Source organism: Yoonia sp. JB2-21, assembly GCF_055693545.1.
Genome location: NZ_JBVFUC010000001.1, coordinates 2,593,848 through 2,606,741, shown reverse-complemented (window position 1 = coordinate 2,606,741; position 12,894 = coordinate 2,593,848). Strand labels below are relative to the sequence as shown.

General features: G+C 55.4%; 13 protein-coding genes. 5 read left to right on the top strand and 8 right to left on the bottom strand.

What is annotated here, in order from left to right:
• The first annotated feature begins 42 nt into the window (after nucleotides 1-42).
• Nucleotides 43-429 carry a hypothetical protein gene (locus ACZ1G5_RS13095; RefSeq protein ID WP_472733263.1) on the top strand — a complete coding sequence of 129 codons (387 nt, stop codon included), beginning with the start codon at nucleotides 43-45 and terminating at the stop codon, nucleotides 427-429.
• On the opposite strand, the gene ACZ1G5_RS13090 is transcribed toward ACZ1G5_RS13095, so the two are convergent.
• Genes ACZ1G5_RS13090 through clpS form a run of 3 tightly spaced genes read right to left on the bottom strand, consistent with a single transcriptional unit; the run spans nucleotide 430 to nucleotide 2,589 of the window.
• A complete protein-coding gene (locus tag ACZ1G5_RS13090) occupies nucleotides 430-1,233 on the bottom strand; it encodes an SDR family NAD(P)-dependent oxidoreductase (RefSeq protein WP_472733262.1) in 804 nt (267 codons plus the stop codon).
• Nucleotides 1,234-1,254: 21 nt separating this feature from the next.
• Nucleotides 1,255-2,223: a class I SAM-dependent methyltransferase gene (locus ACZ1G5_RS13085; RefSeq protein WP_472733261.1), complete on the bottom strand. Its 969-nt coding sequence runs from the start codon at nucleotides 2,221-2,223 to the stop codon at nucleotides 1,255-1,257.
• A gap of 24 nt (nucleotides 2,224-2,247) precedes the next feature.
• Nucleotides 2,248-2,589, bottom strand: a complete 342-nt coding sequence (gene clpS, locus ACZ1G5_RS13080) for an ATP-dependent Clp protease adapter ClpS (protein ID WP_472733260.1) — start codon at nucleotides 2,587-2,589, stop codon at nucleotides 2,248-2,250.
• A gap of 391 nt (nucleotides 2,590-2,980) precedes the next feature.
• Here clpS and ACZ1G5_RS13075 point away from each other — a divergent pair, with 391 nt between their 5' ends.
• The 4 genes from ACZ1G5_RS13075 (at nucleotide 2,981) to ACZ1G5_RS13060 (ending at nucleotide 6,311) form a co-directional block, all read left to right on the top strand.
• Complete coding sequence (locus tag ACZ1G5_RS13075) at nucleotides 2,981-4,348, top strand: serine hydrolase (protein ID WP_472734332.1); 1,368 nt, start codon at nucleotides 2,981-2,983, stop codon at nucleotides 4,346-4,348.
• Nucleotides 4,349-4,460: 112 nt separating this feature from the next.
• On the top strand, nucleotides 4,461-4,862 hold the full coding sequence (locus ACZ1G5_RS13070) for a COG4315 family predicted lipoprotein (RefSeq protein ID WP_472733259.1): 402 nt from the start codon (nucleotides 4,461-4,463) through the stop codon (nucleotides 4,860-4,862).
• An 82-nt stretch (nucleotides 4,863-4,944) separates the two neighbouring features.
• On the top strand, nucleotides 4,945-5,547 hold the full coding sequence (locus ACZ1G5_RS13065; protein WP_472733258.1) for an RNA polymerase sigma factor: 603 nt from the start codon (nucleotides 4,945-4,947) through the stop codon (nucleotides 5,545-5,547).
• The gene (locus tag ACZ1G5_RS13060) at nucleotides 5,544-6,311 is read left to right on the top strand and encodes an anti-sigma factor family protein (RefSeq protein WP_472733257.1); all 768 of its coding nucleotides are present in this window, start codon (nucleotides 5,544-5,546) and stop codon (nucleotides 6,309-6,311) included. Before ACZ1G5_RS13065 ends, ACZ1G5_RS13060 begins: the two co-directional genes overlap by 4 nt.
• Here ACZ1G5_RS13060 and ACZ1G5_RS13055 read toward each other — a convergent pair.
• Genes ACZ1G5_RS13055 through ACZ1G5_RS13035 form a run of 5 tightly spaced genes read right to left on the bottom strand, consistent with a single transcriptional unit; the run spans nucleotide 6,308 to nucleotide 12,784 of the window.
• Nucleotides 6,308-6,928 carry a LysE family translocator gene (locus ACZ1G5_RS13055; RefSeq protein ID WP_472733256.1) on the bottom strand — a complete coding sequence of 207 codons (621 nt, stop codon included), beginning with the start codon at nucleotides 6,926-6,928 and terminating at the stop codon, nucleotides 6,308-6,310. The genes ACZ1G5_RS13060 and ACZ1G5_RS13055 overlap by 4 nt on opposite strands.
• A gap of 53 nt (nucleotides 6,929-6,981) precedes the next feature.
• A complete protein-coding gene (locus ACZ1G5_RS13050; protein WP_472733255.1) occupies nucleotides 6,982-8,580 on the bottom strand; it encodes an ABC transporter ATP-binding protein in 1,599 nt (532 codons plus the stop codon).
• Nucleotides 8,561-9,778, bottom strand: a complete 1,218-nt coding sequence (locus ACZ1G5_RS13045; RefSeq protein ID WP_472733254.1) for an ABC transporter permease — start codon at nucleotides 9,776-9,778, stop codon at nucleotides 8,561-8,563. Before ACZ1G5_RS13045 ends, ACZ1G5_RS13050 begins: the two co-directional genes overlap by 20 nt.
• On the bottom strand, nucleotides 9,778-10,857 hold the full coding sequence (locus tag ACZ1G5_RS13040; protein ID WP_472733253.1) for a microcin C ABC transporter permease YejB: 1,080 nt from the start codon (nucleotides 10,855-10,857) through the stop codon (nucleotides 9,778-9,780). Before ACZ1G5_RS13040 ends, ACZ1G5_RS13045 begins: the two co-directional genes overlap by 1 nt.
• A gap of 10 nt (nucleotides 10,858-10,867) precedes the next feature.
• The gene (locus ACZ1G5_RS13035; protein ID WP_472733252.1) at nucleotides 10,868-12,784 is read right to left on the bottom strand and encodes an extracellular solute-binding protein; all 1,917 of its coding nucleotides are present in this window, start codon (nucleotides 12,782-12,784) and stop codon (nucleotides 10,868-10,870) included.
• Between the last annotated feature and the right edge of the window lie 110 nt (nucleotides 12,785-12,894).

Here is a 12,894-nt window from a genome sequence, read left to right as displayed (position 1 = left end):
GAGATCGTACAACGATGATCCAGATCAAAACCGGAGAGAGCCATGCGCCCCGCCCTTATTCTGCTTCCACTCGCCCTTGTGGCAGCCTGCGCCACCCCGCGCGAGCAATGCATCAGCGATGTGACACGCGACACAAAGGTGCTGAGCCATCTGATCAATGAAACACGGGGCAACCTTGCCCGAGGCTATGCGTTGGAAGAGCGGCAAGACGTGCGCAGTGTCCCGGCAACCTGTCGGGGTCGCGACAGCGAGGGGAATGAAATCCGCATCCGGTGTGAGGAAACCAAGACGTTCACGTCCACTGTTCCGGTCGCAATTGATCTGAACGCAGAGCGGGCCAAACTGGCGTCATTGGAAGAGCGTTTTGCCCAGTCACAAGCCAGTTCCAATCAAGCCGTCGCGCAATGTATCGCGGTACACCCCGAATAATCAGTGGGCAGAAACGGCCGCGGGGTCGATCAACGTCCGGCCGCCGTCAACCGTGATGATTTGCCCGGTCACAAAGGCCGCTGCATCTGACGCAAGGTACTGCACCGCATCTGATACCTCGCCCGGGCTGGCAATGCGGTGGAGTGGCGTGCTTTCGACAATGGCTTCACGGACTTCATCCTGATCTTTCAAAGATCCCTTGAGACTGGCGCTCATCACGCTGCCAAAGGCAACCGCATTCACGCGGATACCACTTGGGGCAAGCGCCACGGCCAGTGAGCGGGTCATCTGGTCCGAGGCAGCGGAACTCACCGAATATGCCAGCAAATCCGGGTGGGTCCGGCGCGCCGCAATAGAGCTGAGGTTCACGATAGCCCCGATGGACGCACTTGTCTCACCATCAGCTTGCTTGATCATACGGCGCGCAACGGCTTGGCTGACCCGCAGCGCAGTCATCGCATTTTGCTGGAGTAACTCTTCTACAGACGTATCGTCAGGGTCCAATGGATCAGTTTCCATGACCTGTCGTGAGGCATTGACCAAAATGTCGACCCGCTCAAAAGCATCAATCGTTGCGGACAGCAAATTGGCAATCGTTAGCTTCTTGCGCAGATCACCCGCAAAAATACGGACGTTTTCTTCTTTGTCGGCCTCTTCGCCAATCTCGTGGCACAGGGTCTTTTCATCCATATCGGCGAAAACAACATTCGCACCCATCTTTACAAAATGCCGTCCAATCGCAAGGCCAACACCGTTGGCCGCACCAGTGACAATGGCAGTCTTTCCAGAAATGGAAAATGACATCAGAACTCTCCCTTGCCCCGATTAGCGGTGGGGTCGGTTCGCGTGGAATACTTTGAAAGCACCATTCCCGGCAATCATGTCCACATTACGGAAACATTCGTTCAACGTCGCTTCATAAGGTAAATGCCGGTTCGCAACCATCCACAGCTTGCCGTGTGGTGCCAATAAGCGAGCGGCTGCCTGTATGAAACTACGGCCCAAACTGGGGTCAGTCGCACGGCTGGTGTGAAAAGGCGGGTTCATCACAGCGCCGTCAAAACCATCGCCATCAAAGCGGGTCACATCAGCCCAATGGAACGCAGCACGCACATCGCTGACGTTGAGTTTTGCACAATCAAGAGACAGTGCTTCGGCTTCGATCAAGTCTAGCGATTTAACCCCGTCACGGGCCAGAACGGGCCCCGCAAGATAGCCCCACCCAGCCCCTAGGTCGGCCATGCGTGCCGGCAATTTTGCAGGCAAGGCATCAGCTAGCAAAACTGAACCCGCATCAACGGAACCATCCGAAAAAACACCAGCCGTCGTGAAATACCCGTGCTGGCCCTTGGCTGGGGGCGGTGCCACCCAATCGGCAAAGGCGTCGGTGCGCGCGAACCAAAAGATACGCCCATGTGCCTTTGTCAATGATGGTAGTTCGCCCAACGCTTTGCGGCAGGCTTTGAACAGACTATCCACGCCATCAGTCTTCTGGCCATCAACGATCACCAGGTCGGCGTGGGCGCTTGCCTCGGCAACCATCGCACGCGCCAAGGCTTTCGACCGCGGCACCACCACAACCGCGATCGAAACCTCTGCGATCTGCGGATCCACCAGATAGCCTGCGCCCTGCCACGCCGCGACGTTTGGATAGAACCCATGCACAATCCGTACGTCATCGCGCGGCAAGGCCGACACGTCATAGGTCGCAGGTGGGCGCATCAGCGCGATGTTGCCGGACGGCAACGCTATCAGACCGTCTTGAAGGGCGGTGCTCAGGCGGGATTGGGCCATTAAACTGCGAACAGCGCCAGCGCGCTATTCTTTCTCCATCGTACATTGCAAAGGGTGCTGGTGGCGCTGCGCAAAGTCCATAACCTGCGCCACTTTCGTTTCTGCAATCTCGTGACTGAAAACGCCAACGACCGCCACACCCTTCTTGTGCACGGTCAACATCAATTCAAATGCCTGAGCGTGCGACAGGCCAAAGAAGCGCTCCAATACATGCACGACAAACTCCATCGGAGTAAAATCATCGTTTAATATCATGACTTTATACATAGGCGGGCGTTTTGTCTTTGGCTTGGTCTCAAGCACGACACCAACGTCACCGTCGTCATCGCCCTCTTTGTCAGCCATCATGTAAAACTCTGCGCGCATGCGGTCCGCCTTATTGGATTAGCGTTATATATAAAGCACAGGGTGGTCATGAAAACCCCATGCACTCACAATCATTTTTTGGGGTAATTGGCTAAGTTTTCGACCTATGTTGCGTCGCTGTGAGCACCCAACACAAGATATGGGAAATTGACCATAGGAACACACTGAAAGTCTTTGAATTTAGGGTATTTTAGGAACATCGGACTTATGTTAGCGTGCCTTCATAACAATAAGACCACCGGAAAAATCCGGGGTCATTGAGGCAGAAAAAGAGGCATACGACGTGGCAAGTCGTCCGGGACAGTTGGCCCTTCAGGGGCTATTTCTATGTGTATTTTTGGTATCAATCTTGGTCGCGCCGATCCGTGCGACAGCAGCACCCTATGCCGCAATGGTCATGGATGCCCGCACAGGTGAGGTTTTGCATTCCCGCAACGCCGATACCCAATTGCACCCAGCATCGCTCACAAAAATGATGACGCTCTACGTCGCGTTTCAAGCGATTGAACGCGGCGAGATTACGTTAGACACACCAGTGCAGATCAGCCGCCTTGCTGCATCAGAGCCACCGTCAAAGCTTGGTCTGCGCGCCGGCCAAACCATCCGACTAAGGTTCTTGCTACGTGCTGCAGCCGTCAAATCCGCCAACGACGCGGCGACTGCGATTGGCGAAGCGATCTCTGGTTCTGAGGAAGCATTTGCCACGCGCATGAACCGAACAGCGCGCGCCATGGGCATGCGCAACACCAACTTTCGCAATGCCCATGGTTTGACCCAATCTGGTCACCTGTCGACAGCACGCGATATGTCTGTGCTTGGGCGCCACGTGATCTATGACTTCCCACAGTATTATAATCTGTTCTCGCGCCGGTCAGCCGATGCAGGCATTGCGACCGTGCGCCACACGAACCGCCGGTGGCTTGATGCCTATGAGGGTGGCGATGGCATCAAGACGGGCTATACCCGTGCGGCTGGATTTAACCTCGTCGCCTCTGCTCAGCGTGGGCAAGAGCGTGTGATTGCGACTGTCTTTGGTGGCTCATCCACCGCTGCGCGTAACGCACGGATCACGGAACTGATGGACATGGGCTTTAATCGCGCGCCGTCGCGCGCCACCGTGCGCCGTCCGAACCCGCCTGCCGCAATGCTATCCAGCAACAGCGCCACACAAGCGAACCCTGGCAAAGTCGTGCGCGTCAGCGGCCTTGTAAACACCAGCATCCGCCCAACGCCAAGGCCAACAGCAGAACCTGTGGCAGCCGAGGTTCTTGTCGCTGCGGTTGATGCCGATATCATCAACTCCGTTATCGAAGACTCAGTAAATGCCGCACTGGCCGAGGCGCTTGGCACCGTGGAACCCGCGCCTCAACCAGCACCAACACTAGTTGCGGCAGTTGAACCACCCGCCGTCACGCCCGTTCCACGCCCATCACAAGAGACGGTCGTTGCTGCGCTTGAGGCACCAGCTGCCGTGGTCGATGCCGGCCCCGAAGTCGTCACGCGTATTTCCACCTCTGGCGGACGCCATTGGGGTGTGAATGTAGGCCGCTATGGGTCTCGGTATGACGCTGAACGGGTCCTATTACGCGTCGCGCTCAATGAGATGAGCACGCTTGACGGATCATTGCGCCGTGTCGTGCAACGCTCTGGCGGGTTTGACGCGAACTTTATGGGTCTCACCCGTGAAGGCGCTGACTTGGCGTGCCGCCGGCTCCAAGCCCGCGGAACGACCTGTTTCATGATCGGTTCGGACGGGTAAATCCCTTCAAGAATAAATTCTGTTTTCGCGAGAATAGAACACAGGCTCCATGCGTAACCCATGTAAGAGCGGCCAAAACGGCGGCTCATGACATTGGAATTTGGAGACTACTATGAAACTGATCGCCGCAATGACCGTTGGACTGTTTGTCGCAGCATGTGACGAAGCTTACGCACAATCATACGACTACTCTTACGAAACAAAGCCAGCCGAAGTTACTTTGGCTGCGGGCCACGGACCGCTTGCCGCAGCGAATGGCATGACGCTCTACACTTTCGATAACGACGGCGATGGCGTCACAAATTGCTATGACAGCTGTGCTGAAAGCTGGCCGCCCTACCTGGCGGAAGCCGGTGCAGAGGCACCCGGCGAAGGATTTACCCAAGTGGCGCGCACGGATGGCACGAGCCAATGGGCCAAAGACGGCGCACCATTGTATTTCTGGGTCGGTGACGTTGCCCCAGGCGACACAACCGGCGATGGTGTGGGCGGCGTTTGGCACGTCGCAAAATAACTCGCGATTGCAGAGGCACCCGACCAACGGGTGTCTCTTGCCGGCGTCAGCAAATGATTGCCAGATAGTCACAGCAGAGGCATTGCAAATCCGCGCACAATCATCATCATTGCCGTTAACGAATATTTACACCGGCCAGTACACGCGTGCTGCGCCAGAAGTTAGCGAAGCAGTGTTCATGACACCGGACCAATTCAAAACTGAATTGATTGGCCTTTTGCCGCGATTGCGACGTTTTGCGCTGAGCTTGACGCGGTCTGGTCCTGATGCTGATGACCTTTTGCAAGACGCCTGTTCAACGGCCTTACAGAAGTGGCAGCAATACGATCCGGCACAACCATTTGACCGTTGGATGTTTCGCGTATTGCGGAATTTGTGGATTAGTGAAGTGCGTAAACGTCAAACCCGCCAAGGCGCCGGCCAAGTCCCTGCTGATGAAACGGATGAACTCCGCACGGAGGACACGGCAGCAGACGTTTTGACCGCAAAACAAGTGCGCGGGAAAGTTGACGAACTGGACAAAGAGCTATCTCAGCCACTCATGTTGGTTTGTGCCGAGGGATATAGCTACAGAGAAGTCTCTGACTTGCTCAACATACCGATAGGAACGGTGATGAGCCGTATCCATCGCGCCCGCAAACTACTCGCTTCAGGATTGTCAGAAAGGGAGCATGTCGCGCTATGACAGACTTTTCGACAAAACTCAGCGCTTACCTTGATGGTGAACTGGACCCGGCCACTGCGGAAGAGGTAGAGGCACGCCTTGCGACAGATCCCGACGCGCAGGCCGAACTGGATCTGTTGATGGGTATCGACGCGATGGCCAAAGAACAGTTCGCGGATCAATTGGATGATCCGGTGCCATTTGCGCTGGCTCAAAAGATAAAGAACACGCCACTGCAAGAACCGACTGCACCGTCACGTCCGATCTGGGGGGCTATGGCGGCAAGCCTTGTGGTCTTCGCCTTGGGCGGCGTGGGCGGTTATGTCGTGAAAGGACAGACCACGCCACCCGTCGTCACGGCTGGTTGGTTGGACGACATTGCGGACTATCACGCTGTGTACGCCAGCCAAGGGCGTCACTTGGTCGAAGTGGGTGCGGACGAATCCGATCACATCGAAACCTGGCTCGGCAATACGATTGGGGCGGATTTCTCGATCCCGAACCTGTCGGAATTCGGGCTGACATTCGAAGGTGGGCGCCTTCTGGTTGCGAATGGCAAACCAGTGGCTCAGTTGATGTACCGTGACGCAGACGGCGATGTTGTTGCGCTTTGCTTGCAGCAAAGCAATACGGAAACGGTTGGGGCTCCTACCTTCAACGAACGCACGATTAATGGTTTCGAGTTCGTGTCTTGGCGCGGGGGCAATGCACAATATGTCGTTATCGGCGAAGGTGACCGATCCAATCTGCGCGATATTGCCGCGACCGCTGCGCTGGAAATCTAGCGCGACATCGCGGATCGGAGCAATCCAAGGCCGGCGACTGCAAACACAGTCGCCACGACCCCATCAATCCACCGTCGGGCCTGTTGATAGGCGCGCGTAAATCCCGGTAGTGAAAACGCAAAGGCGTGTCCTGCATAGTTTGCAAAACCCAGCACAATGCATAAGCCGGTCGCGATCAACAGCGGTGCAAGGGTCTGTCCGACACCCATCCCCATTGATAGAGCCGCCATCCACGCCACAACTGCCTTGGGGTTTGACAGATTCAAGACCAAACCGCTGGCAAACCAGCGACCTTTGGCAAAGCCACCCGTTGGCGTAGTGCTTGGGCTGGCCGCAGAGCGACAGGATTGCCATGCCAGCCACACAAGATAGAGCCCACCAAAGACCTTGAGACCGGTCAACAGAATTGCGGAACTTTGCAAAACCGCACCCATTCCGGTCGCGGCAACCAACCCCCAAAATGCCAAGCCGCACCCCAGCCCCATGCCGAACCGCATGGCAGGGCCGCGCCCTGACCGCATTGCGATGGTCGCCACCGCAATGTTTGCGGGTCCTGGCGAAACAGCGACAACAAAGAACGCAAGTGCGATGGGCGTCAGATCAGAGAGAAGATGCAAGGCTTTATTCCAAACAGATGTTGGTGCAGCCTGCCACGACAGCCCCGCCCAGTCTAGGCAACCTTACCTTCGAAGGCCGCAGCCATCAGCGCGCAGGTATATTCGGTCTGTGGTGCATCAAAGATCGTGTCGGCGTCACCAGCCTCGACCACGTCGCCCTGTTTCATGACCATAACTTTGTGAGAGAGCGCCCGCACAACTTTCAGATCATGACTGATAAATAGATATGCCAGCCCATACTTTTGCTGCAATTCACGCAGAAGATGCACGATCTGCACCTGAACCGTCATATCCAAGGCCGACGTCGGTTCATCAAGGATCAACAGCTTTGGTCGCAAAATCATCGCACGCGCAATGGCGATCCGTTGACGTTGCCCACCCGAGAACTCATGCGGGTAGCGATCCATCAGCACGGGGTCCAACCCAACCTCGCCCATGATCTCACCCACCATCTCGCGCTTGTCGCGCCCGGGTTCTACGCCATGCACACCCAGACCTTCGGCGATGATCTCCGCGACGGTCATACGGGGACTAAGCGAGCCGTAGGGATCCTGGAAAACAATCTGCATGTCGCTGCGCAACGGGCGCATTTGGCGTTGGTTGAGATGATGAATATCAGCACCCTGAAACGCAATGCGGCCTTCGGATTGGATCAGACGCATGACGGCCAAGGCCAGTGTAGTCTTGCCAGATCCGCTTTCGCCGACCACGCCCAATGTCTCGCCTGCGCGTACCGTCAACGTGGCTTCGTTGACCGCTTTGATGTGGCCAACAGTGCGCTTGAGCAAGCCACGCTGGATAGGGAACCAAATCCGGCCACCATCGGTTTCCAAAACGACGGGCGCATCCGATTGCACGGGGGAGGGAACACCACTCGATTCAGCGGCCAATAGCATTTGCGTGTAAGGATGCTGCGGGTTTTCAAAGATTTCGGCAGTCGGTCCCGTTTCAACGATCAAGCCGTCCTTCATCACGCAGACACGGTCTGCGATCTTGCGGACAATTGTCAGATCATGGGTGATGAACAGCATGGACATGCCCTCATCACGTTTCAGGTCGGCCAACAAATCCAAAATCTGCGCCTGAATGGTCACATCCAGTGCGGTAGTCGGCTCATCAGCAATCAACAAGTCCGGCCCGTTTGCCAACGCCATCGCAATCATCACGCGCTGGCGCTGGCCGCCGGACAACTGGTGTGGGTAAGCGCCAAGGCGGCTTTCAGCATCGCGAATACCGACACGTTCCAGCAATTCGATAATGCGCACACGCACCGCAGCACCGCGCAAACCCTGATGCAATTCGATACTTTCGGCCAGTTGTTTTTCCAGCGTGTGCAGCGGATTAAGAGATGTCATCGGCTCTTGGAAGATAAAGCTGATGTCATTACCGCGAACGCGGCGCAACGCGGGCTCACCCGCGCCGACCATCTCTTCGCCATTGTACGTAATCGACCCGGCCATTGCAGCGCTGTCGCCCAGCAGCTGCACCGTCGACAGCGCCGTAACGGACTTGCCAGATCCACTCTCGCCTACAATGGCGACGGTTTCACCTTTGTTGACTTGAAAGGACACGCCCTTCACCGCATGGGTTGTATCGCCATCTTGACGAAACGCCACACGCAGGTTCTGCACGTTAAGTACTGTGTCGGTCATCGCCCCTCCCCTTCGTCCCTGTGGCGGCCGTGTCGGGCTCTGTAGCGAAGATCATATCGTCGGTGACAACATCCCCATCCGCCACAAATGTCTTGCGCGGATCGAACGCGTCGCGGACGCCTTCAAAGATGAAGACAAGAAGCGACAGCATGATCGCAAAGGTGAAAAAGGCCGTAAAGCCAAGCCACGGCGCTTGCAGGTTCTGTTTGGCCTGCAACGTCATCTCGCCCAAACTTGGCGCAGAGGACGGCAGACCAAACCCAAGAAAGTCCAACGAGGCCAGCCCACCAATCGCGCCGGTGACAAGGAATGGCAGCATCGTCAGTGTGGCAACCATCGCGTTGGGCAGCATATGACGGAACATGATCGTGCGGTCACGCACGCCCAGCGCCTTGGCCGCGCGCACATACTCAAGGTTTCGGGCGCGCAGGAATTCGGCCCTGACCACCCCAACCAAGGCGGGCCAACCGAACAGCACTGTAAGGAATACAAGGAGCCAGTAACTTCGCCCCAATATCGCGAATAGGATGATGATGACATAAATCGACGGGGTGCTTGTCCAGATCTCGATCACGCGCTGAAAGATCAGATCGGTCCAACCGCCAAAATACCCTTGAACCGCACCTGCCACGATCCCGACGATTGAGGCCGCAACAGTTACGGTCAGCGCAAAAATGATCGACAGTCGAAAGCCATAGATGACGCGGGCCGTCACGTCACGTTTCGTGTCGTCGGTACCCAGCCAGTTCTCTGCACTTGGGGGGGACGGCGCAACACCGCCCACATCAACAATTGTGTTGTAGGAATAGGGAATAATCGGCCAGATCATCCATCCCGCCTGAAAGTCACCATCAAGTGTTTCGCCCGCATCCACAGCGGCGATCAACTCTTCTGGCGCATCAAAGCAATCCTCAAGCCCGCCGGTGACGATCAGACAGTTGACCTCGGGATCGCCATAGATTGCTTCCGTGGGGAAATCGCCACCAAAGTCACGCTCGGAATAGAAGCTGAAGATCGGCATGCGTAGTTCGCCGCGATAACTGACCGCGATCGGTTTGTCGTTTGCAATAAACTCGGCAAAGAGCGACAGGCCAAAGAGCACCCCAAAGATCACCAGTGACCAAAACGCCCGTCGGTTCCGGCGAAAGTTGCGCAGGCGGCGCTGATTAAGCGGAGAGAAGAAAGGACGACTGATCATCAGTTTCGCGCCTCAAAGTCGATGCGCGGGTCAATGAAGACATAAGTGATGTCGGTCAATATCCCTACGATAAGGCCAATAAGAGAGAAGGCGAACAACGTGCCGAATACAACAGGATAGTCACGCGCGACCACAGCCTCAAACCCCAAGCGGCCAAGCCCATCAAGTGAGAACAGCGTCTCAATAATCAAAGAACCGCCAAAGAAAACGCCAATGAACAACGCCGGAAAACCTGAAATCACAATCAGCATCGCGTTGCGGAAAACATGCCCATACAGCACCTTCCGCTCTGACAGGCCCTTGGCCCGCGCGGTAATGACATACTGCTTCTTGATTTCGTCAAGAAAGCTGTTCTTGGTCAGCAATGTCAGTGTCGCAAAGGCCGCAATGGTCGAGGCCAGTACGGGCAAGGTGATATGCCAGAAGTAATCCAACACTTTGCCGATCAGCGTCAGGTCCTCAAAGTTGCTGGAGGTCAGGCCACGCAGCGGGAAGATGCGGAAGTACGACCCACCCGCGAACAGAACGATCAGCAGGATCGCAAACAAAAAACCGGGGATCGCATAGCCCACGATGATCGCACCCGATGTCCAGGTATCAAACGGCGTGCCATCTTTCACCGCCTTTTTGATCCCCAACGGGATTGAGATCAGATAGGCGATCAAGGTCGACCAAAGACCCAAGGTGATCGACACCGGCATTTTTTCAACCACCAGATCGAAGACGCTGATCGAGCGGAAATAACTCTCGCCGAAATCAAAGCGGATGTAGTTCCACATCATATTGAGAAAACGTTCCAAAGGCGGCTTATCGAACCCAAACTCTCGCTCTAACTGGGCAATAAACTCTGGCGGCAAGCCGCGTCCGCCGATGTAGTCACTATCTGAATCCTGACCGACATCTGCATCACCGCCCCCGCCTGCGATGCTTTCAAAGACGTCGCCATTGCCTTCCAGATTTGCCAGAATCTGTTCGATTGGCCCGCCCGGTACAAATTGCACCAACGAAAAGTTAATGATCATGATCCCCAACAGCGTGGGGATCACAAGCAGCAAACGTCTAAGGATATATGCGCCCATTTGCGGTTACTTACTGAAACGCGCCTGCGGCGACGAGGTCATTATACTTGGCCTCGTTCACCCACCAGTAGTCGAGATAGCCCAAACCAAACTCTGGCAGGTTCTCGGGGTACTCATAGAAGTCATAGGTGGCCACCCAGTGCTTGCCCAGATACCAGACAGGAACCACGAAATAATCATAGCGCATGATCCGATCAGCGGCCTTGATCAACGCCGCCATCTCTTCATAGCTGTCCGCCTGAGGTATCATATCACCGATGACTTCGATCGCCTCTGAGCAATAGCCAGCGGGGTTGAAAACGTCGTCGACACCTTCACAACCATACCGCTGAGAAAACCCCCGCCCCTCTTGCAAACCGTTGGTGTAATTGCCAAAGATCATATCGTAATCCTTGGCCTGACGGCGCGCCTGGTACTGGGATGGATCAACACGAGTGTAAGTCACATTCACGCCCAACCGCTTCAGGTTTTCGACGTAAGGGTTAATGATCCGGTCAAAGGATTGGCGGGTCTCGAGAAACTCAACATCCAGCGTGTTGCCATCGGCATCGCGCAACAACCCGTCGGCGCTGGTTGTGTAGCCCGCGCCCTCCATCAGCTCCAGCGCACGGCGCAGATTGCCCCGGTCGAGGGGGCGATCGCCTGACGTATGCGGCAAAACCGGCTCTGACAAAAAGATCTCGACTGGCAATTTATCGCGCAGCGATTCTAAGATTTCCAATTCGCGACCTTCGGGTAAGCCAGTGGCCTTGAGCCGGTCGTTTTCCCAAAAGCTTTCGCGCTGTTGAAACAGACCATATTGCAGGTTCTCATTGGTCCAGTTGAAGTTATACACAAGTCCAATGGCCAGTCTCACACGCCGGTCAGCAAATTTCTCGCGCCCCATATTAAAAACAAAACCGGATGCGCCTGGCAATGTGCCGTCTTCGAGCACTTCGCGTACCACCCAACCCTTGTCGATTGCAGTAAAATCATACGACGTCGCCCAATTGATCGAACTACTTTCGCGGCGAAAAGTGTACTCGCCGGCCTTGAATGCCTCAAAGGCGGCAGACGAGTCCGCAAAATACTCAATCCGAATGCTGTCATAGTTGCCCCGGCCCACCATAATCGGCAGATCGGCACCCCAATAGTCAGGGTTGCGTTCATAAGTTATCGAACGCCCTACATCCATTGATCCCAGAACATACTCTGCGGTGCCCGGTGACACATCCAAAGATGCTTCGTCCAAACGCGCACCCGTTTCCTCAAACCATGCTTTTGACATAACTGGAAAGATGCCCATTTGGCTGATCCGGCCGCGGAACGGTGCATCATCGTTAAAGGTAACCTTGATGGCGTTCCCCTCGATAACCTCGATATCTTTGACAAGGGCACGGATCGAACCCGCCGCAGAGGGTGTTCCTTGTTCCAGCAATATTTCGATAGTGAATTTGACGTCCTCGGCTGTCATGGGACTACCATCGGAAAAGCGCACGTTATCGCGCATCTTGTAAATCGCCCAAGACCGGTCCTCGGGGTAGGTGACTGTTTCGCACAGCAGACAGTATGAAGATCCCACTTCGTCACTGGTCGTGGTCATGATGGTTTCCCAGACAGACGACGATAAAGCCGCAGGTGTGCCGGATAGCGTGGCATAGGGGTTTAAACTGTCAAAGGTGCCCGTTGTGGCCACGCTGACCTCACCACCCAAGGGCGCATCAGGATTTACATAATCAAGGTGCGGAAAGTCAGCGCTGTACTTCAGTTCACTGTATTCATTGAAACCGTGGCTTTCGATAATCGCCACATGACTGTCCGCCCAAACCTCGGATCCAGCCCATAACGCACCGAACCCGATCAAGGAACCTGCGATCCATTGCTTTAAAGGGTTCGCTCTCTCGTCACGCTTTGCTGTTATGGCGCGGGCACTGGGGCGATTGGGCATTCTGCTCTCCGGGTTGAAAAACTGCTATTCATGACTACATGAAGTAAATGGAGTGTTTGGCAAACATTCAAGTTGAGTTTGCGTGAACACCTCGTGCGTTTTTTGTAACA